Source organism: Pedobacter terrae (assembly GCF_036946585.1).
Taxonomy (GTDB): domain Bacteria; phylum Bacteroidota; class Bacteroidia; order Sphingobacteriales; family Sphingobacteriaceae; genus Pedobacter; species Pedobacter terrae_C.
Genome location: NZ_JAQIIV010000020.1, coordinates 1 through 21855, shown reverse-complemented (window position 1 = coordinate 21855; position 21855 = coordinate 1). Strand labels below are relative to the sequence as shown.

18 protein-coding genes are annotated in these 21855 nt (G+C 38.2%); 5 read left to right on the top strand and 13 right to left on the bottom strand.

Annotated features, from left to right (window positions below):
- The first annotated feature begins 29 nt into the window (after positions 1-29).
- From PGN18_RS19480 to PGN18_RS19465, 4 genes are all read left to right on the top strand, one after another.
- Positions 30-1061: a GntR family transcriptional regulator gene (locus tag PGN18_RS19480; protein WP_335321249.1), complete on the top strand. Its 1032-nt coding sequence runs from the start codon at positions 30-32 to the stop codon at positions 1059-1061.
- 91 nt (positions 1062-1152) lie between these two features.
- On the top strand, positions 1153-1449 hold the full coding sequence (locus tag PGN18_RS19475; RefSeq protein WP_335321307.1) for a type II toxin-antitoxin system RelE/ParE family toxin: 297 nt from the start codon (positions 1153-1155) through the stop codon (positions 1447-1449).
- 37 nt (positions 1450-1486) lie between these two features.
- Entirely contained in the window at positions 1487-1792 is a 306-nt protein-coding gene (locus PGN18_RS19470; RefSeq protein WP_335321248.1) for a helix-turn-helix domain-containing protein, read from the top strand.
- A 25-nt stretch (positions 1793-1817) separates the two neighbouring features.
- On the top strand, positions 1818-5204 hold the full coding sequence (locus PGN18_RS19465) for a DEAD/DEAH box helicase (protein WP_335321247.1): 3387 nt from the start codon (positions 1818-1820) through the stop codon (positions 5202-5204).
- Between the two features lie 318 nt (positions 5205-5522).
- On the opposite strand, the gene PGN18_RS19460 is transcribed toward PGN18_RS19465, so the two are convergent.
- The 4 genes from PGN18_RS19460 to PGN18_RS19445 form a co-directional block, all read right to left on the bottom strand.
- Positions 5523-6341, bottom strand: coding sequence for an NAD(P)-binding domain-containing protein (locus tag PGN18_RS19460; RefSeq protein WP_335321246.1), 819 nt, complete (start codon positions 6339-6341; stop codon positions 5523-5525).
- A gap of 47 nt (positions 6342-6388) precedes the next feature.
- Entirely contained in the window at positions 6389-7321 is a 933-nt protein-coding gene (locus PGN18_RS19455; RefSeq protein ID WP_335321245.1) for an NAD-dependent epimerase/dehydratase family protein, read from the bottom strand.
- A 128-nt stretch (positions 7322-7449) separates the two neighbouring features.
- Entirely contained in the window at positions 7450-8049 is a 600-nt protein-coding gene (locus PGN18_RS19450; RefSeq protein ID WP_335321244.1) for a Crp/Fnr family transcriptional regulator, read from the bottom strand.
- A gap of 45 nt (positions 8050-8094) precedes the next feature.
- Positions 8095-8676 carry a thymidine kinase gene (locus tag PGN18_RS19445; protein WP_265850395.1) on the bottom strand — a complete coding sequence of 194 codons (582 nt, stop codon included), beginning with the start codon at positions 8674-8676 and terminating at the stop codon, positions 8095-8097.
- Positions 8677-9342: 666 nt separating this feature from the next.
- Here PGN18_RS19445 and PGN18_RS19440 point away from each other — a divergent pair.
- Positions 9343-10572 carry a hypothetical protein gene (locus tag PGN18_RS19440; RefSeq protein WP_335321243.1) on the top strand — a complete coding sequence of 410 codons (1230 nt, stop codon included), beginning with the start codon at positions 9343-9345 and terminating at the stop codon, positions 10570-10572.
- 224 nt (positions 10573-10796) lie between these two features.
- Here the strand turns inward: PGN18_RS19440 and rodA are convergent, their stop codons facing one another.
- The 9 genes from rodA to PGN18_RS19395 all read right to left on the bottom strand — a co-directional run.
- Entirely contained in the window at positions 10797-12062 is a 1266-nt protein-coding gene (rodA, locus tag PGN18_RS19435) for a rod shape-determining protein RodA (RefSeq protein WP_205056604.1), read from the bottom strand.
- On the bottom strand, positions 12062-14071 hold the full coding sequence (gene mrdA, locus PGN18_RS19430) for a penicillin-binding protein 2 (protein ID WP_335321242.1): 2010 nt from the start codon (positions 14069-14071) through the stop codon (positions 12062-12064). The genes rodA and mrdA overlap by 1 nt, the downstream gene beginning before the upstream one ends.
- On the bottom strand, positions 14072-14587 hold the full coding sequence (locus tag PGN18_RS19425) for a rod shape-determining protein MreD (RefSeq protein ID WP_335321241.1): 516 nt from the start codon (positions 14585-14587) through the stop codon (positions 14072-14074).
- A complete protein-coding gene (mreC, locus tag PGN18_RS19420) occupies positions 14580-15419 on the bottom strand; it encodes a rod shape-determining protein MreC (protein ID WP_335321240.1) in 840 nt (279 codons plus the stop codon). The genes PGN18_RS19425 and mreC overlap by 8 nt, the downstream gene beginning before the upstream one ends.
- An 80-nt stretch (positions 15420-15499) precedes the next feature.
- Positions 15500-16522, bottom strand: coding sequence for a rod shape-determining protein (locus tag PGN18_RS19415; RefSeq protein ID WP_010601761.1), 1023 nt, complete (start codon positions 16520-16522; stop codon positions 15500-15502).
- A 262-nt stretch (positions 16523-16784) separates the two neighbouring features.
- A complete protein-coding gene (gene purH, locus PGN18_RS19410) occupies positions 16785-18311 on the bottom strand; it encodes a bifunctional phosphoribosylaminoimidazolecarboxamide formyltransferase/IMP cyclohydrolase (protein ID WP_335321239.1) in 1527 nt (508 codons plus the stop codon).
- A gap of 179 nt (positions 18312-18490) precedes the next feature.
- Complete coding sequence (locus PGN18_RS19405) at positions 18491-18844, bottom strand: HlyD family secretion protein (RefSeq protein ID WP_335321306.1); 354 nt, start codon at positions 18842-18844, stop codon at positions 18491-18493.
- 4 nt (positions 18845-18848) lie between these two features.
- Entirely contained in the window at positions 18849-19796 is a 948-nt protein-coding gene (locus PGN18_RS19400; RefSeq protein WP_335321238.1) for an HlyD family secretion protein, read from the bottom strand.
- A 210-nt stretch (positions 19797-20006) separates the two neighbouring features.
- The coding region (locus PGN18_RS19395; RefSeq protein ID WP_335321237.1) for a peptidase domain-containing ABC transporter at positions 20007-21855 on the bottom strand (1849 nt) is incomplete at its 5' end.

Here is a 21855-nt window from a genome sequence, read left to right as displayed (position 1 = left end):
TTAGAATTTGCAATATCCATTTCGCCATTTTGAAACCAGAAGATTTAATCCCCTATCTTAATGTTGACGAATATTCGTCTACGCCAAAATATAAGCAATTAACCAATGCCATTTTAGCTGTCATTGAAAGTGGTAAATTGCTTAAAAATAGTTTGTTGCCTTCTATAAATGAATTGAGTTTCAGCCTGGAAATATCAAGAGATACTGCTGAAAAAGGTTACCGTAACCTGAAGAAACTTGGCGTAGTAGATTCTGTACCTGGCAAAGGCTATTTTATCATCAACACTGATTTTTCCCGTAAGTTAAAAATTTGTCTACTCTTTAATAAGCTCAGTACACACAAAAAAATTATTTACGATTCTTTTACCAAAACCCTGGGCGAGCGTGCCGCTATTGATTTTTATATCTACAACAATGATTTTGCGCTGTTTAAAAAAATGATCATAGCCAAGCGTGGTGATTATTCCCACTTTGTGATCATCCCACATTTTTTGGAGGGAGGAGAAAATGCACATGAAATTATCAATACCATTCCAAAAGAAAAACTGATTATTCTTGATAAACTGTTGCCTGGTGTAACCGGCGATTATGCTGCGGCCTATGAAAATTTCGCTCAGGATATTTATGCGGCGTTAGAGCAAGCTTTAGACCGGCTTTCATATTACCGCACCTTAAAGATTATTTTTCCAAAAAACAGTTATTTTCCACATGAAATACTCACGGGTTTTTACCGGTTTTGTCAGCAGTATGCTTTTGATCATAAGGTTATCCATAATATCAAAGATGAGGAAATTAGTCCGGGTGAAGTATACATTAACCTCATGGAAGACGACCTGGTGATCCTGATTGAACGTTTAATTGCCCAGAAACTTAAAATAGGAAAAGATGTTGGCGTGATTTCTTATAATGAAACACCTTTAAAACGAATCATCCTGGACGGCATTACCACCATTTCAACTGATTTTAGCAAGCTGGGTGTCCAAGCGGCAGAGTTTGTATTAGGCGGCAAAACTGAAAGGATAGAAGTACCTTTTTATCTGAACCTAAGGAAATCGTTGTAGAAATACCAGAATTCTTCAATTTTACACATTCAATTAGATGTTGGAAATTGTTGTCTAATGAGGTAACTTTGTTTAAGCTTAATTTAGGGCAATTAACAAAGAATTTATCAGGGAAATTTTCTATTTCGAAGCGTATTATTTAGATTTTTATAAAAAGCTTAAGCCTAACGTAAAGAAGAAATTTAATTGGACTTTACAACTAATTGCTACGCTTGAAAAAATCCCTGAAAAATACTTTAAGCATATTACCGGATCTACAGGTCTTTTTGAAATCAGGGTTGAAGTCGATTCTGATATTTTCAGGGTGTTCAGTTTTTTTGATAAAGGCCGACTGATCATCCTGGTCAATGGATTTCAGAAGAAAAGTCCGAAAACGCCAAAAGCTTAGATCGAATTAGCAGAGAAACTTAAAAAGAAATATTTCGATGGAAAAGAATAAAAATAGATTGACATCATTTGCTGATCATCTAGATAGCGAATATGGCATGCGAGGTACCGAAAGTAGAGAAAATTATGAACAAGAATTCGAAAGTTTTAAACTTGGGGCAATGCTACAAGAACTTCGGAAAGAAAAAGGTATGACACAAGAGCAACTTGCCGAAAAATGTGGTACTACAAAAAACTACATTTCAAGAATTGAGAACAATGCAAGCGACATTAGACTTTCAACTTTAATGCGAATTATCAAAGTTGGGTTAGGTGGACATTTGGATTTAAACGTAAGTTTATAACATCAAATATCCTATTTTAATTTAAATGAGTGAACAGGTAACTACACATCCAGCATCAGAACAAAATCCTTACGATTATATATTAAGGGATTTTAACCTCAAAAATCTGAGCGAAATTGTTATCCTAAAGCATTTGAGCGGATTGATCCATACCGATGTTAAAGGCTTTTATCAGCTTTTCCCGGAACAGATTGAGATTGATTTTGCCGCTTTTAGCGATGAAGCCTCTGGATTACCTTTTCCAATTGTTCAGGTTCAGCAAAATGAAAATGCCGTAAAACTTTCCTGCCGGTGTGCTACACCTAAATATAAATTATGCGAACACCAGGCAAGGGTGTTGTACAATATCCTTCAACGTCAGGATCTGCTTATTTTTTTCGATAGTGACCTGCGGAAACAAAAACTTTTCAAAATTGCAATCGATTACGGATTAGAAAAAGAGCCACATCTCGATCTGCTGTTTAATCTTCGTCACGAAAACGGTCAGGTTACCATTAGGCCGAAAATGGATGCACTCCAACCATTCAATAAAGAAGTTCAGCAAAATTTACAGGAACTTCTATTGCCAGCAGGTAAATCCAAAGCAAAAGCAGCAATCAAAAGCGAGCCAGATCAAATGATCCTCGTTTTTGGGCAGCACCGCTATTATAATAATTTAACGATAGAATTATTCGCAGCCAAAACCACCAAAACTGGCAAGGTTAAAAATCCTATTGAAGGAATTAACCCGGCAGATTTACTGTTTAAAACCAATGATCACGATCAGTTAAAGTTTTATAGTGGTATTACCACTTTTCAACAGAATTACAATAATGATCAAAGTGAGGTTGAAATAGAAGCTTTAAAAGCGATTGTTAAAAATCCATTAAAGATTCCTTTTTATTTACAGGATAGCAAGCAATCTGTGGCGATTCAAGCTGCTACCATTACCGCAGTTGACGCACATTTGCTGGACGTAGATTTACACCTCTCGGTGAACCAACGCGATGATTATTACGAAATTACAGGTCGGTTGATTATCGAAGGGAAATCATACGAGTTGGATAGCCTGGTATTGGTACATCAGTACTTTGTTAAACTTTACAACCAACTTTATCTAATTGGCAGACTTGATTTTTTACGGGTAATCGGTTTTTTCAAAAAACAGAGCAACAGATTAGTCCTGCACAAAACAAAATATCTGGAGTTTCAAAAAAATATTCTGGTGCCTTTAGAAGGAAGTATCCGTGTTGATTATTCTTATTTAAAACCTGCCACTAAAAGTCAGATTGAAGAAAAAGGTTTCGATCTCGAAAATGAGCAATTGATTTATCTTTCAGAATCTGAAGATTATATTCTCCTTACGCCGGTAATGCGTTATGGGAACCTGGAAATCCCTGTGCTTTCTAAAAAGCAGATTCAGGCACAAGATAAACTGGGCAATCTCTTCACCCTGCATCGTGATGAAGCTGCAGAATTGCAATTCATTGGGAACGTTTTGAAACAGCATCCCTATTTCTACGAGCAGGAAACCAACGATTCTTTTTATCTGCATCGCAAACGGTTTATGGAAGAAGCCTGGTTCCTAAATGCTTTTGAAGAATGGCGAAATAAAGGCATTCATATTTTAGGGTTCAATCAACTCAAAAACAATAAACTAAATGAATTTAAGGCCGAAATTAATATTGAGGTACTAAGCGGAACAGATTGGTTCGAAACCAAAGTAAAAGTGAAGTTTGGCAAAAAACAGGTAGCACTAAAGCATCTCCATAAATCGATCAGGAACAAAAGCAAGTTTGTAACACTTGATGACGGAACCCAAGGCATACTGCCTCATGAGTGGATAGAAAAATTTTCGGTTTATTTCAGCGCCGGCGAAGTGACTGAATATGCCATTCTTACGCCAAAAATTAAATTTGCTTCCATAAATGAGCTATATGAGGATGCATTGTTAGATGGTAAGGTTAAAAACGAATTAAAACTGTACCAGCAGAAATTTGAAAAAAGCAGTTTCATCCAAGAGGTTGAGGTACCGAAAGGTTTAACTGCAACTTTACGTCATTACCAAAAAGATGGTTTAAACTGGCTCAATTTTTTAGATGATTTTAACTTTGGCGCCTGTTTGGCCGATGATATGGGATTGGGTAAAACCATTCAGGTTTTGGCTTTCATTTTATCACAGCGTGAAAAAGTAAAACACAATACCAATCTGGTGGTTGTGCCCGCTTCTTTAATATTTAATTGGAAGGCAGAAGTAGAGAAATTTGCACCATCCATAAAAGTTAAAACCATTTATGCTGGCGAGCGGACGAAAACAACTGACACTTTTGATTATTATGAGATTATTTTAACCTCGTACGGAACTTTGCTTTCTGATATCCGCTTCTTGAAAGATTATCGCTTTAACTATATCTTTTTGGATGAATCGCAACTGATCAAGAACCCGGACTCGCAGCGTTATAAAGCAGTTAGGATGCTGCAATCCCGTAATAAAGTAGTGATGACCGGAACGCCTATTGAGAATAATACCTTTGATTTATACGGGCAGCTGTCATTTGCCTGCCCGGGTTTGTTTGGAAGTAAACAACAGTTTGCCGATTTATATTCTACCCCGATCGACCAGTTTAAGGACAGTAAAAGAGCCGAGGAACTCCAGAAAAAAATAAGGCCATTTATCCTCCGCAGAACCAAAGAACAGGTAGCGAAAGAGCTTCCCGATAAAACTGAAATTGTACTGTATTGCGAAATGGGTGAGGAGCAGCGAGAAGTATATGAAGCCAATAAAAAGGAAATCCAGGATTATATTTTAGGTAAACAGGAAGATGAACTGCCTAAAAGTTCGATGCATGTATTGAAAAGCATCACCACCTTACGGCAGATCTGCAATTCGGCAGCCTTACTGGCTGATGGAAAATCTTATCTGCAGGCTTCCTCAAAAATTGATGTGCTGATGGAGCAGATAGCAAACAGAGCAGGAAAACATAAAATTCTTGTTTTTTCTCAATTTGTTACCATGCTCGACCTAATTAAAAAACAACTGGAAAATAAGGGAATCAGGTATGAATATCTTACCGGGCAAACAAGAAAAAGGGCAGAAGCAGTGGCCTCATTTCAGGAAAATAATGATATTCCTGTGTTTCTGATCAGTTTAAAAGCGGGAGGTACAGGATTGAATTTGACTGAAGCCGATTATGTTTACCTGGTTGATCCATGGTGGAACCCTGCGGTAGAAAACCAGGCTATAGATAGGGCATACCGAATTGGCCAGCATAAAAATGTGATGGCCGTCCGTTTAATCTGCCCGAATACGATTGAAGAGAAGATCATGAAACTTCAGGCGACTAAAAAGGATCTGGTTAAGAATTTGATCCAAACAGAGGGGAGTTTCTTTAAAAATTTAACCAAGAAAGAGTTGTTAGGGTTGTTGAGTTAAAACTTTTAGGGGTAGTGGAGAAATGAGTCAAGGTGCTCCTTTATTATTATAAAAAGTGCGTCATTTCGAGCGGAGTGCAACGAAGTCGAGAAATCTATTGACCTTAATTATTGCTAATTATTCGTGGTGATAATTTTAAGCCTCTTCAACTTACGCGATCGTCATGCTGAATTTATTTTACAAGTAGCGCTAGCGTTTTCAATTGCCTTGTAGCTACTGCGTGGTCAGCATCTTTCTTGTAAAATAGACCCTGAAATAAATTACCTTAGGTGAGCTCGCTAAGGCTCGGTTCAGGGTGACGAACGTGAGAAGAGATTTCTAAATCACAACTTCAAATTCATACCCCAAAAATTCGGGCACATTTAAACTCTCTACAATTTTCCAATTTTTCTTTTCTTTAATAAATTCAGGAACAGCTAACCCCGATGTTTTGGCCGCTTCCACATAAAAATCCATTTTTGCAGGGTGGTTTGGAGAGCAGGCATGGTATGTTTTGCCAAATGCCTGTTTCTCCAAAAGTTTCACTGCTATGCCTACCGCATCTGTTTGGTGAATCAGGTTTACCGGAGCCAAACCATTCGGAATGTTGCTTTTTCCGGCAAAAAATCTTCCCGGGTTACGGTCGGGGCCAATTAGGCCGGCAAAGCGAATGATCGTACAATTTACTGGAAGTCGTTCCTTAAATGATATTTCGGCAGCTAAAACGACCTTTCCAGAGTCCGTATCTGGAGCCGTTTCACCGTTTTCATTTACCGTTTTATTTTCGTCAGCATAAACACTGGTAGAACTGATCAATACCACTTGTTTTGATCTATTTTCTGCCGCGGCCAAAATTGAATTTATCTTTTTCGGATAATCAAGTAATTCATTCGAATTACGCTTTGGCGGGATACAGATAAATAGGACATCAGCTTCAAAAAAAGTAGCATCTGCCACGATCGATTCTGCCGTAAAATTTACTAAAAAAGGCTGTATATGTTCAGCTTGAAGGATTGCTAATTTCTCCTGACTGGTAGTAGAACCTTTGACTGTATAATTTAACTTGATCAGTTTTTTGGCCAGAGCCATTCCGAACCAACCACAGCCTAGAATCGATACGGTTTGAACTTTGCTATTCTTTTCGTTATTTTCAATCATTTAGCGATAAAGATAAATAGTTAGCTTATCATTTCTTCCATTTCATATCAATTCTGTTTCTTATACATTGTTTTTGATAGTTTTAGCATTCCATCATCATAAGCTGTAGGCTTAAAGTGGAAGGCCTTTTCAAATTTGGTAGAATCGAAATGATAATCGTGATCATATTGGTAGTACATTTCTACAGTGCCGGCAACTACTTTTTTAAATAAACCAATCAGACGTAACATCAGTTTGTTAACGGTTAAATATTGAGCTTTGGTTTCATAAATCTTAGCGGCCATTTCAATAAAAGCTTTCCCTGTTAAAGGAGCGGCAGTGGGCAAGTGCCAGATCTGGTTGCCCGAATCGGGTGTTTGTCCTAACAGAAATAAAGCTCTTCCTGCATCTTCAATATAGGTAAAACTGTGAAGGGTGTTTGGGTTTCCGATCCATTGTGCTTTTTCTTTTTTAGCAAACTTATTGAGCACCATCATATCGAAAAAGCTGTTCATGGAATCTGCGCCGTAAAAATCTGCAGCACGGGCAATGGTTACATTTATTTTGCCTGCTTTGGATTCGTTCATTAATTGTTCGGCTACTTTTGCCCTTACCTCACCTTTTAAACTACATGGATGGTAAGGGGTATCTTCTGTCATTGGGCCATTTACCAGCCCATACATATAAACATTATCGAAAAAAATTAACCTTGCGCCAGTACGTTTAGTTAAGTTAATTACATTTTGAATAATAACCGGCCACTGTTGTTGCCATATTTTGGCATCATAAACCAAACCCGCGCACAGGTAAATCACTTTCGAACCTTTGGCTGCTGCGAAAAGTTCAGCTTCACTTAATAAATCCGCCTTAACCCAGCTTACCTGTGGGGTGTTTGTAGAAATTGGTTTTCGGCTAACCAACCTAATGGTTTCGCTTGTATTGAGCAATTCTCTGGTTAGTGCGTTTGCAGTTGGCCCGCCGGCTCCAAGTATGGTATGCATATCTTTGTTTTTTGATTGATTCAAAGTTATGCGGTGTAGAATGCTGAAAACGTTAACAAAAGATAAGGATTTCAGATTATTCAGCGTTGATAAATTAATGGTCTTTTTGCTGTATAGCTTCAACTCTTTTATTGCAAAAGTGTACGTTTGCGGATCCGGGAAAGCGACACAGGTGTAACGCCTAAAAAATTGGCAATAAAGTGTTGCGGAATGCGCTGGAAAATGTCTTTAGCTGTCTTTTCAAGTGAAATGTAACGCTCTTCCGGACTTTGGGTAATAAAGGCGGTTACACGATCTTCATAACAGCAGATATAATATTCGGCAATTAAGCGACCAAAACGCTCCATTTTTAAAGCCAATATAGGATGGTTTAACATTTGTTGGAGATTCTGATGTGAAATCATCACCAGTGATGTTTCTTCAAGTGCCTGAATATAATTGGTGTTTGGTGTGCGTTTCAGGAAACTTTTATAAGCACTCATCAATTCATTTTCAAAGCTAAAGTAGCCGGTAATTTCCTGCCCATCTTTAATGTGGTAGTAGCGAACGGCACCGCGGGTGATAAAGCACATATAGTCGCACACTTTTCCTTCAACTGCAAAATGTTCTTTTTTACTTAGGATAGAAAAACTAACATATGGAGTAAAGATTTCCCATTCTGAATCATTAAATGTTACAAATTGGGCAATACCCTTTCTGAAGGCTTCTAGCTGAACTTCTTTATTCATGTCCCTTTTTAATCCGGTATAAAGATACAGATTAATCCGTGATGGTTATCCTTTGTCCAGATTATAACAGGCCCTGCAACGTGGCTCGTAACTTTCCTTTTCGCCCAATAAAACGGTCGCTTCATCAGCAACTGTGCGGTAACTATAGAGAGCAGGATTTCCACAGCAAACACAAACTGCATTCACTTTGGTCACATGCTCTGCAATGGCCATTAAAGCAGGCATTGGGCCAAAAGGTTTGCCAGTAAAATCCATATCTAAGCCAGCAACAATAACGCGTATGCCTTTAAGTGCCAGTTTGTTGCAAACGTCGGGCAATTCATTGTCAAAAAACTGTGCTTCATCTATACCCACTACCTGGGTGTTGGTGCCCAATAATAAAATGGCCGAAGCACTATCTACAGGAGTAGAATTAATAGAGTTTAAATCATGTGAAACCACAGCCGTTTCATGATAGCGGGTATCGGTACGGGGTTTAAAAATTTCGACATTGAGTTTAGCAATCTGTGCCCGCTTTAGCCTTCTGATTAGTTCCTCGGTTTTACCAGAAAACATAGAACCACACACCACTTCTATACTTCCTGAAAATTCGCCTCTTCTCCTAAAATTCTGTTCGCTAAATAACATGCCTGCTTTTTTATTTCTCTGGTGTGTTCTATAATTTTAAACCGAACAAATATGAGGATTTTGTAGTCAAAAAGGTCAAAAATATATCAATAACTTTTTTGGCTTAATGCTATTCGTAAACTTGCTTTACATTAGGCTACTATCGTTTTCTGAAAAAAATTAAAATAATTAAAAAAGCAATAATTGGAGTTGTAAATATTGCGAGTAGTAGTGAACCCCAAAATCCCAAAGAAGTATTCTTTCCAAAATTGGCTACCGACCAAAAAATTAATACACCAATTAACAGCACTAAGATTTCGGGTATGCCCAAGAGTATTGCACAGGTTTTTGAGCGCATAGTTGTTATGGTTTTATAAATAAACTTGATAAAAATACAATAATATCATCAATATGAAAGCGCGATAATTAAGCTGTGTTGGACATGTTCAGTATGAAGAGGATACAAATCCTCCCAAAAATTGCAAGTATGGTTTGATCGTGGAAAACAATTAAGATATTATTAGGTTTGTGATATATAATGAGCTATTTTGTAAAATGAGAGGTTATTATAGGCATTAAATTGTTACTTCCAAAGGATCACTCATGATAAAATAGATATTAAAATTAAGTGTTATTTTTGAACACATAGTTACCAACATAAATCGACTAAAATTTCGTTTTAATTTTATGATGAACCAACAAGATATTTTCAGAAAGATAGGTAGTATTTTAACGGAGCTGAATGAGCAATACCAGTTTTTGGCTCAAAACCCTCAACAATTAAACGATTTGGAACTGGAGCTGTTTCTGGCCAATGCTCATTTCCTTTCTGATCATGTTAATATTGTCAAAAAATTAAATGCCACAATAGAAAATAAGTCAGCCGAAACAGAAAACCATACATTACTGGCCGAACAGAATACCATTATATTGCCAGAAGCCGAAAAAAGTTATGAGGAGGATGATGAATCTTTCGATCCCCAGGAATTGGAAGAAGTGGTAACTGCCCAGGAAGAGGAAGAACGTGTGGATATAAAACCAGAACAAGAAGTGCTTGACGATGAGGTTCTTGAAGAGGAAAAGGCTGCTTCGCTCTTAGATAAAGATTTCTTTAAACCCGACCAAGACGACCATACTTTCGAATTTGTACTGAATACACATCATGAAAACGATCAGTTTGATTACGAAGCAAGTCCGATCGCCAATGGATCTGTTGAAGAGATTTTTGATCGGCCTCTAAGCAAAGAAGAAGCAGAAATTTTAGCACGTAAAAAGATCATTCACGAGAGGGAAGATGCATCATCTAGTCAGGAAGAACTTCTATCAACTGAAGAAGATGAAATTGGTCCAGAGCCTTTTTTGGTTCCGCACGAAGAAAATAAGCCTGAAGTAATTGCAAAAGAGGAGCCTATTTTAGCTAAGTCAGAAGAGCCTTTCGTGGCAGCCCAGGTGGAGGAACCTAGACTTTCAACTGCTACTCAACCGATTGAGGCACTGAAAGATGTTAAGTTTGACGATTCGGTTATTTCGCCACCTGTAGAAGAGGAGCGCCCTTTATTCAGGCCTGAAGCTGTTCCTGTAAAACCGAATCCGCAACCTGCAGTATTTAAGCCTGCACCAAGTTTAAATGATTTGCTTGCCAGAACAAATAAAAAAAGCGATGAACCCGTAAAAGCACCAATTTCTGATTTAAAACAGGCCATCAATTTAAATGAGAAGTTGCTTTTCATTAAAGATCTTTTTAACGGTTATAATCTGGCCTATTCTGAAGTAATCGACATCATCAACAAAATGAGCAGTTTTGAAGCTGTGGATAGTTTCCTTCAGCATAATTATGCAGCTAAAAATAACTGGGCCAATAAACAGGCCACTGTCGATCAGTTTTATGAACTGTTAAATAGAAGGTTTAGTAAGTAGGGGTGAAAAGCGCTGAGTGATTGGCGAATGGCGTAATATTATGCTTGTTATTTTACTAATCTGGTCGTCGTCTCGACTGAAGCGTAGCGAAATGCCTGCCCGTACAGGCGGGGAGAGATCTATTTCATTTAGATTTAGCTTCGCTGAATACTTCGTGGTTTTTAATTGCTTTGCATGTTCTTCGAAATTACGAATATCTTTTACTTACCCCAAATACCAACTTATTAAATAAATCCCATCCGGTTAGAATCCAGTTTCAAAAAGATAAACAGTAGGATGGTAAAACTCCATAATGAGGAACCACCATAGCTGATAAATGGTAGCGGAATCCCGATTACAGGAATGATCCCAATGGTCATGCCGATGTTGATAAATACGTGGAAAAAGAGGATACAGGCCACACTGTAGCCATAAACCCTAGAAAAAGTTGATCGCTGCCTTTCTGCCAGATTGATTAACCGAAGCAATAAAAATATGTATAAGCCAATTACAACTGAACAGCCTACAAAACCCCACTCTTCACCGATGGTAGAAAATATGAAATCGGTACTTTGAGCGGGTACATAACCATATTTGGTTTGGGTACCCTGTAAAAAACCTCGGCCGGTTACCTGTCCCGAGCCGATGGCAATCTGTGATTGGATGACGTTATAACCGGCACCTTTATTATCTGCTTTAAGACCTAACATCAGCTCAATACGGCTACGCTGATGCGGTGCCAAAACCTTTTCGTAAGCAATTTTAACCACAAATAAATAAGCAATGGCAATAATGGTGACCAATACGGTAGAAATAATAATCTTCTGTTTACGCCTGTTGTTATAGATAAAAAGTCCGCCAATTGTGGTTAGGATAAGGATCAAGATGTAAGTGGGTACTAGAAAATCGGCAACAAAGAGTACAATCATTCCAAGAAAAATCAACAGGAAATAACCTGATAACCCTTCCCGGTACAAGGGGAACATAAAGGCCAGAAAAACCAATGCAGAGCCTGTGTCAGGTTGTAGCATAATCAATAACAGCGGGGCTAATACAATTAAACCCGCAATGACAATGGATTTAATATCCCTGAATTTTGGATTAAATGTGCTTACATACCTTGCTAAAAGTAAGGCTGTACCAAATTTGGCAAACTCTGAAGGTTGTAGCCTAAACGAGCCGATGGGAATCCAGGCCTGGTTTCCGCCAACATTTCTCCCTACAAAAAGTACCACCACAAGTAGAAATAAAGTGGCACCGTATATAAAGGGAGCAAATACGTTGAATAATCTACCGTCGAACAATAAAATAGATAGACCCAGTATTAAACCGGTAATAACATAAATTAATTGTTTGCCGTAACTGCTTGCAAAATCGAAACCTGTTGCTTTATCTGGATTATAGATAGAAGCATAAACATTGATAAAACCAACTGCACATAAAGCCATATAGATTAAAACAGTAATCCAATCTACATTGAAAAAGAAGCGGTTTCCCTGTTGTTGAATCATTACTTATTGGTTACAGGTTTATTGTTTATATTGGATTGATTTACTTTTAACTTGGTAGCAACGGTTTGTTTAAGTAAAGCGGGTTTAATTTTTAAGCTGTCTTTAACCTTTTTAAGTGAATCGGCTTTTTTCAGTTTTAAACTGTCTAGTTTGGTCGGTTTAAACTTTTTGGTCTTATCAATCAACGCCGGTAAAAGATTGGTTTCAGCGAATGCTTTTACCGTATAGCCGTTGGCACGTGGCTTAATGCTATCAGTTAAATATTTTTCGACAATAAAACTTGATATCGGTGCAGCGTAAGATCCTCCATAACCGCCATTTTCTACAATCACAGCAATAGCAATTTTAGGGTTGTTCATAGGTGCGAAACCAATAAAAACCGAGTGGTTTTTGCCATGTGGATTTTGTACGGTTCCGGTTTTGCCACACATTAAAATATTGGGTATCTGCGATTCCTTTGCCGTTCCCCAAGGGCTGTTCACCGCATCCCGCATGCCATCAATTACAATAGGAAAGTATTTTTCATCTACACCTACATAGTTTTTAACCACATATTCCTTTTTAACTACATTTTTATCGCCAATACCTTTGATTAAGTGGGGCTTTAAATAATAACCACGGTTGGCAATGGCCGCCATCACGTTGGCCATTTGTAATGGGGTAGAGGTAATCTCGCCCTGACCAATGGCCTGCGAAATTACAGTGGTATATCCCCAGCGTTTGCCGTAAATTTTATCATAATGATCAGCCTGATAAAATATACCCTTTTTTTCGAAAGGCATATCGATGCCCAATTTCCGGCCAAAACCCCATTTTGCAATCTGCTCATGCCATTGTGCATAAGTTTGGCGTTGGTTTTTTATGCCATTTTTCGTGATGATGTTCTGGAAAACATGACAGAAATAGGTGTTGCAAGAGCGGGCGATACCGCGTTGCATGTTAATGGTACCATCAACGTGTTCGCATTTTACCTTATGATTTCCGGCCATGTAATAACCTGGACAGAAAAATGTGGTATTTGGATCGATGGCGCCATCTTGCAGGGCAACCAAAGCATCAACTGGCTTAAATGAAGAGCCAGGAGAATACTGTCCGGCAATAGGCCTTACAATCTGTGGGCGATAAGGATTTGCGATTAAACTCATGTAGTTTTTTCCCCAATCTTTACCAACTAATAAGTTGGGATCGTAACCAGGGCTGCTGACAAATGCCAGGATTTCGCCGGTTGAGGGTTCAATGGCCACGATAGCACCGACCTTATTTTTCATTAATTCTTCTCCCAGGCGTTGAATCCTGATGTCTATAGAAGAAATTAAACGGTCTCCTGAAACGGCGTTAACATCATATTTTCCGTCGGCATAACTACCTTGGGCTACATTATGCACATCATAAAGTGTATTTACTACACCTTTTTTGCCGCGGAGAAAATCTTCATATGACCGCTCTAAACCACTTTTGCCGATAAAATCGCCTGGTTTATAATAACCTTCGGATTTTTCAATATCTTCTGGGCTTACTTCCTTAACATAGCCGAAAAGCTGGCCGGCAATGCTGTCGGGATAATGCCTGATCGTTCTATCCTGTGTTGAAAAACCTGGAAAGCGATACATAATTTCCTGTAAGCGCGCATAGGATTGTACCGAGATTTGCCTTTCAAAAAATGTAGATTGATAAGGAGATTGTACTCTTGCTTTTTTCAACTTTTTGCGTACATCTTCAACCGTAATTTCCAAAGCCTTGGCCAATCCGAGGGTATCAAACGGTTTAACCTCGTTTGGGATCACCATTAAGTCGTAGACAGGTTCGTTCTGTACAATTACCTTCATGTTCCGATCGAGAATGGCCCCGCGGGCCGGGAACTTGAATTTCTTTTTTAATACGTTACTTTCAGCTGAAATAAAGGCTTTATCGCTAATAATCTGGATATAGAATAACTTCCCCAATAAAATGAGGGCGACTACAATAAATAATCCTTGAACGATATATTTCCGATTAAATAACTGATCCATTTAGCGTGATGTTCTTCTATAGAATATAAACTCTACTAAAAAAATAATAAGCAGTGTAAAGATACAACTTAAGCCGCATCTCATTAAGGTATAACCAACTTCGGTTAGCCTAAATGTTTCTAGAAAAAATAACACCAGGTGGTGTGATACCACGCAAAGAAAAGTATAAAGCGCAAACCACTGAAAACCCATATAACTTAAGGACGGTTCGGGGTCGTCAATGGCATCGCGGTTTAAACTTATGGAAATAAAAGAAATCCTTACAAATGCCAGGACTATGCAAGCGGTGGCATGTACACCCATAGTATCGTAAAAAGCATCGAGCGTTAATCCGGTTCCAAAGGCCAGTACGTATAACAAAATATTGGGGATGCCAAATGGGAGCAGGAGTAAAAACAACACGTAAATAAATGGTGTGGAGAGATCGTAAAAGCCCATATTCTTGAGCAGAAATATCTGCACAAAAAGCAGTAAAAACCACCTGATCACATTTACAATTATGATTCTACTATTCATTCGGTTTAGCCATGCTTTCTAAAGCTTTTTGCTCATCAGCTTTTTTATCTTTAACCACATAAACATATTGCAATGTGCTAAAGTCAGTAAACAAATTCAATTCTGCCGATAAAAAATTATCATTTGTGGCGACATTTGCCCTGCTGATTTTTCCAACCAGAACCCCGGCAGGAAAAGAGCCATAGCCAGAAGTTACAATAGTATCACCAACATACATTTTAATATGGTTGGGCACCTCTTTCACAAATGCCTTTTTAATATCAAAATTTCCATCACCCCAAACCAACGAACCAAGTGCGTGGTTCTTTTTCAAGGTTACACTGATCTTCGTATCTTTATGCAATAATGACTGAATGGTGGCCAGGTGTGCAGAAACATCCCGGATAAAGCCAACAACTCCGCGTTGGGGGGCAATAACGGCCATACCACTTTTAATTCCATCATCCGTACCTTTATTGATCGTCATGATGTTATTGCGTAAAGTGATCGAGTTTTTAACCACTTTCGCTGCCAGATAAGTATATTGTTGGTTAGTAAATGTATCTACTACTTTAACATCTTTTGCTGTATCTACAGTAGTTAACCCCAGTAATTGGCTTTTAAGTTTAGCGTTTTCTGCGGCCAAACTATCATTAACCATGCCCAGGTTTAAATACCGTTTAAAAACGTTTAACCTTTCATAGGCAGTGCCCACAATCTCGTTGCTGGAATTTAAGGTCACACTTCGCTGGTAAGCATTGTTCTTAACCGTGAGGTAAATGCCGACAACGAAAAAAATGATAAACAAGAAAAATGCGTTGTATCTGCTGATGAAAATCCAAAGGTTACGCATATTTTAAGGTAAAATGGAAGATGGGAAATGTATAATGGAGGCAATACACCATCCATCATACATCTTCCATTTTCCTTGTTTTATTGCATTAAAAATTTATATCCACCAATGTTTTTAAGGGCAATGCCGGTTCCGCGGACTACTGCACGAAGCGGATCTTCTGCAACGTGAACAGGTAATTTTGTTTTGGCTGCAACACGTTTATCCAAACCTCTTAACAACGCACCACCACCGGTTAAGTAAATACCAGTTTGGTAAATATCTGCAGAAAGTTCCGGAGGGGTAATCTCTAAAGCTTTTAAAATCGCTTCTTCAATTTTAGAGATCGACTTATCTAAGCAGTGTGCAATTTCGGTATAAGAAACCGTGATCTGCTTTGGTACACCCGTCATTAAATCTCGGCCCTGAACCGCGAAATCAGCAGGGGCATCCTGTAATTCGGGTAATGCTGCACCAACTTCAATTTTAATTTTTTCAGCGGTACGGTCACCAATCATGATGTTGTGCTGACGGCGGATATAATTTACGATATCCGAATCAAAGTTATCTCCCGCAACACGTATAGACTGGTCGCAAACAATACCTGATAAAGCAATAACTGCAATTTCGGTTGTACCGCCACCTATATCAATAATCATGTTTCCCATTGGCTCTTCCACATCAATCCCGATACCTACAGCGGCTGCCATTGGTTCGTGGATCAGGTAAACCTCTTTTGCACCGGCAATTTCGGCAGAATCGCGCACAGCACGTTTTTCTACTTCGGTAATACCAGAGGGAATACAGATTACCATACGTAAAGAGGGGAACATCCAGCCTTTACCACCGTTAAGCATCCGGATCATTCCTTTAATCATCGCCTCAGCAGCGTTGAAATCGGCAATTACACCATCTTTTAATGGGCGTACCGTTTTAATATTATCGTGGGTTTTACCCTCCATTTGCATCGCCTGGCGGCCAATTGCAATAACTTTATTTGTAGTACGATCAAAAGCAACAATAGATGGCTCATCTACCACTACTTTGTCGTTATGTATAATCAGGGTATTCGCGGTGCCTAAATCGATGGCAACTTCTTGCGTAAACCAGTTAAATAATCCCATGTATAAGGTATGTTTTCTTTATTTGATCAAATCTATACTATTCCTAATGTAAAAATAGGATTTTTATTGTTTTAAGTTTTATTTTCTTAAGTTATTAAATTGTTTTTAAGGCAATTAAAATATTTTGAAAATAAAAAGGTGAAAGACCAAAGGTAAAAGTCCAAAGCAGAAAGGATAAAGCGATTTGCACTGTGCCTTAAGCTTTACTCTTTTCAGCTTATCTTCACTTTAAGCTTTAGACTTTCTGCTTCAAGCTTAAAAACTAGTGTTTAAAGTGTCTTACCCCGGTAGTTACCATAGCGATACCTTTTTCGTTTGCTTTTGCAACAGAATCGGCATCTTTAATTGATCCGCCTGGTTGCAACACAGCCGTAATTCCAGCATCGGCAGCAATCTCTACACAATCTGGGAATGGAAAGAAAGCATCAGAGGCCATTGAAGCACCTTTAACACTGAAACCGAAAGAAGCCGCTTTTTCAATCGCTTGCTTTAAGGCATCAACACGCGAAGTCTGGCCCACGCCACTTGCAATTAAAACATCGTCTTTAACCAAAACAATGGTATTTGATTTAGTGTGTTTTACAATTTTGTTTGCAAAGAATAAATCTTTTAGTTCTTGTTCGGTTGGTGCTTTATCTGTAACGGTTGTCATTTGCTCCGGACCTTCGATAATTAAATCTTTATCCTGCTCAATTACACCATTTAATAATGTTTTAAATTGTTTTTTGCTCAGTTCAACCTCATTGCGCTGTAAAATAACGCGATTTTTCTTTTTGCTGAACAATTCCACTGCCTCTGCCTGGTAAGAGGGTGCAATCAATACCTCAAAAAACAGGTTGTTGATTTCTTCTGCTGTGTCCAGGTCAACTTCAACGTTAGTAATCAGTACGCCACCAAAAGCCGAAACGGGATCACAAGCTAAAGCGTCAATCCATGCTTGTTTAACGGTTGGGCGTGAGGCTATGCCACAGGCATTGGTGTGTTTTAAAATGGCAAAAGTTGGCTCTTCGAATTCGTCGATTAAAGCAACAGCTGCATCTACGTCAACCAGATTATTGTAAGAAAGCTCTTTGCCGTTAAGTTTGGTGAACATGGCATCTAAATCGCCATAAAATACGCCACCTTGATGAGGATTTTCTCCGTAACGTAAAGTTTTGGCTTCAGTAACACTCTGTTTAAAAACGTCAAGTGGTTCTTCAGTATTAAAATAATTGAAAATGGCAGTATCGTAATGAGAAGAAGTATGGAATGCTTTTTTAGCGTATGCCTTACGTTGTGCTAAAGTAGTTTCGCCATTTTGTGCTGCCAATTGGGCTTCTAAAGTAGGGTAATCGTTTTTTGATGCGATAATTACTACATCATTAAAGTTTTTTGCTGCGGCACGGATTAGTGAAATACCACCGATGTCTATTTTTTCGATGATTTCTTCTGGAGTTCCGCCAGCTTTTACAGTTTCTTCAAATGGATATAAGTCAACAATAACCAGGTCAATTTCAGGAATTTCGTATTCAGCAATCTGCTCTTGGTCGCCAGCTAATGCCCTGCGGTTTAAAATCCCGCCAAATACTTTTGGGTGTAAGGTTTTAACACGTCCGCCTAAAATAGATGGATAACCTGTTAAATCTTCAACCGCCGTAACAGGAAGGTTTAAATCTTTGATGAATTGTTCTGTTCCGCCCGTAGAAAATAATTGAACCCCTTGTGCGGCCAACAATTTTACCAATGGCTCCAAACCATCTTTATAATATACTGAAATTAAAGCGTTTTTGATTTTAATGGATTGACTCATTCTACTGTAAATTTTGAGCCGCAAAGGTAGTAAAATCGGATGGTTTTTTTATTATGTTGGATAGAGTAAAAAAGAATAAGATTTGCGACAGTTATTTCGGTTTTGTTTAAGGTAATTGGAGCAATCCAAATGCGTAGCTATATTAACTTCTTTCTACGTTTGTAATCACTATTTTCCGGCTAACTCTGGTATCCCAATAACTTTCGGATTTGGTATAAAAACCGTTCTATTAATCTCAAATCCTGAGTTACAATTTCCGCATTACCCTTTAATTCTTTGTCAAAAGTAAGGGTTTTATTATACGTAGTGGTTAATCCTTTAGGCAAGTTAACATCTACATAGTAGTTTCCCTTTTCGTCTGGGGTAAAGGAAATATTCTGTACATGGCCTTCTAAAATGCCATATTCCTGAAAACGATAATTATCCAGTTTGATGAGCACCTTTTCGCCCCGGGCTATTTTGCCAGAATTGGTTGCAGGAACTAGTAATCTGCCAATTAGCGCCTTTTTATTATCTGGAAGTACGGTTAATATGGCATCACCCCGTTTTAAAAACTGATTTTCGCCCCAAAACTGCTGGAAACCTGGCTATACCATCTGTTGATGAGGTGATTAAATAATTTTGCTGCCATTGCCTTAACGATTTTTTTAATTGTTCAAATAACTGTAAGGTTTGTAAAGCAAAATTGCTTTTGTCTTTCTCATGATTAATATTGATCCCACTTCTGGTTTTGTTAAGGTTTGCAATGGCTTCCTGGGTTTGCGATAGGGAAATTTCTATATTCTGTATGCTTTGTTCGGCTTGTATAAATTTAATCTTCTCATTTTCAAATTCAGCGGTAGAGATTACTTTTTGATTAACAAGCTGCAACGTCCGCTGATAATTTTTCTTAATCAGTTCAAATTTGGCCAGCTCTAGTTTTTTTTGGTTTTTAAGCGCGAGTTCCCTACTTCTGTTGGCTGTGATATTTTGTTCAGCGGCTTTGTTTTCTGGTTCGTAGGGCTTAAGTGATGCAAATAACTTCTCGTCCTGGAATGCCTTTGCGAAACTGTTATAATCGCTTTGGAGCTCGCCCAATTTAAATGCTGATACCTTATTCACCGGAAAAGAGGCCATTTGAGCCGGAGTTGTTGAATCAATTATGTTGATGAGTTGTAAAATGTCCGCATAGTTTGCCGTCGACTGTAGCACCATCAAAACCTGATTTTTATGAACGCGCTGGTGATCTTTTATTAAGATTTTTTCCACTTTAGAGTCTATTCTGGCTTCAAGTTTTTCTGGTGGGTTTTGTGAGGTAACTATAATCGAAGCTGGTACAAACTCTGGGTATTTGATAAAATAGCTCATCAGCAAAATCATGAACAGAATACCCAAAATAACGGCATTGCCCCAGCGGAACATCCAATGTGGAGGGTTTGATAATACATCCTGGACAGCTTCAGAACGAAGCTGAATCTCATCTAGTTTATCTTTTTTAGTTTCCAAGTTCGAGCTGATTTTTAATTAATCTATAATATTCACCTTTCTTTGCAACCAATTGATGATGACTGCCTTCCTCTACCACGCTTCCTTTATCCAGCACTATAATCTTATCCGCATGTTTAACCGTTGATAACCGATGTGCAATAACAACTGCAGTTTTTCCCTTAAAGAACTGCGCTAAATTTTCGATAATGACCTTTTCGTTGTTGGCATCTAATGCACTTGTGGCTTCATCAAAAAAGATATAATCCGGCTTTTATAAACTGCCCTGGCAATAAATAATCTTTGTTTTTGGCCGCCACTCATGCCAATGCCCTCGTTGCCTATTTTAGTATTGTAGCTCAGTGGTAAATTTTCAATAAACTCCTGGATGTTGGCAATCTCGACTGCTTTTCTCAGTTTTTGCTTCTCAATCATATCTTCGCCTATGGCTATATTATTGGCAATGGTATCGTTAAACACATAACTTTCTTGCATCACTACGCCACAATGTTTTCGCCAGTGGCTGGGTGATATGCTTTTAAGATCGGTACCTCCAAGCTGAACATCTCCTTTTTCTGGTTCGTAGAATTTGGTAAGCAGTTTTAATAACGTGGTTTTTCCACTGCCGCTGGCACCAACAATTGCAGTGGTTTTTTGATAGGGGATAACCAGGTTCAAATCTTGGAAAACGAACGTGTCTGAGCCAACGTACCTAAACGATACATTGTTTAATGCAATGTCTTTTTGTGGGATTTCTGTTATATATTGTTCTTCAATATTTTCTTCGTCCTTTTTATCATGAATTTCGCCAAGTCTTTCCAAAGATATTTTGGCATCCTGAGTTTGTTTAATAAAATCTATCAATTGTAATAAAGGGCTATTTAACTGACCGATAATATACTGTACAGAAAGCATCATACCTAATGTAAGATTCCCATCAAGTACCAATTTTGCTGAAAGGAAACTCACTAAAATATCTTTAATCTGATTGATAAAGCCACCGCCTACAGATTGCCATTGTTCTAAAGAAAGGGCCTTTATTCTGATTTTAAACAATTTAACCTGTAAAAATTCCCATCCCCACCTTTTTTGTTTCTCCGCATTATGCATTTTTATTTCCTGCATGCCATTAATAAGCTCAATTACAGCGCTTTGCTCTTGAGAAAACTGTGAGAACATTTTGTAGTCTAGTTCTTTTCGTTTTTTAAGGAAGAAGGTAATCCACGCTATGTATAGGATAGCGCCAATTAAATAAACTGCAAACAGACGATAATCGTACATCAGCAATACGATGCTAAATATGATCAGGTTAACCATAGAGAATAATGTACTCAGCGAAGAGCTTGTGAGCAATTGTTCTATTCTATGGTGATCGTTAATGCGCTGCATAATGTCTCCCGTCATTCTGGTATCAAAGAAACTGATGGGAAGTTTCATCAATTTAATGAAAAAATCGGAAACGATAGAGATATTGATCCTGGTAGAAAGATGCAGCAATATCCAGCTACGGATGATATCAATGCCCATTTTACCGATGAATAGCATTACCTGTGCCAGTAAAACCAGATAAATAAAATTGATATCCTGATTTTGTATCCCTACATCTACCACACTCTGGGTAAGAAACGGGAAAATGAGCGATAGCAAACTTCCAGCAAGTAAGCCAAAAGCAAGTTGAATGACGAGCGATTTATATTTTAATAGATATCGGGATAGAAAGGTGAAACTTGTCTTTTTTTCTTCATCCTCAAAGTCATCCTGATAGAATGACGGACTGGTTTCTAAAACAAGTGCAATACCTTCTTCGGTTTCTTCGTTCGCATTTTCACCAATCCAATGTTTAATAAACTCTTCTTTTGTGTAAGTGATTAAGCCATAACTGGGATCCGAGATATAAACTTTTTCAGTTTTATCAATTTTATAAACTACTACATAATGGTTTTTATTCCAGTGTACAATGCAAGGTAAAGGTGCATCTGCAACCAGGGTTTTAAAATCTATTTTAACTCCTAAAGTTCTAAAACCTAAATTTTCTGCCGCATTGCTGAGCCCTTGCAGGCCACTGCCTTCTCTGGTTGTT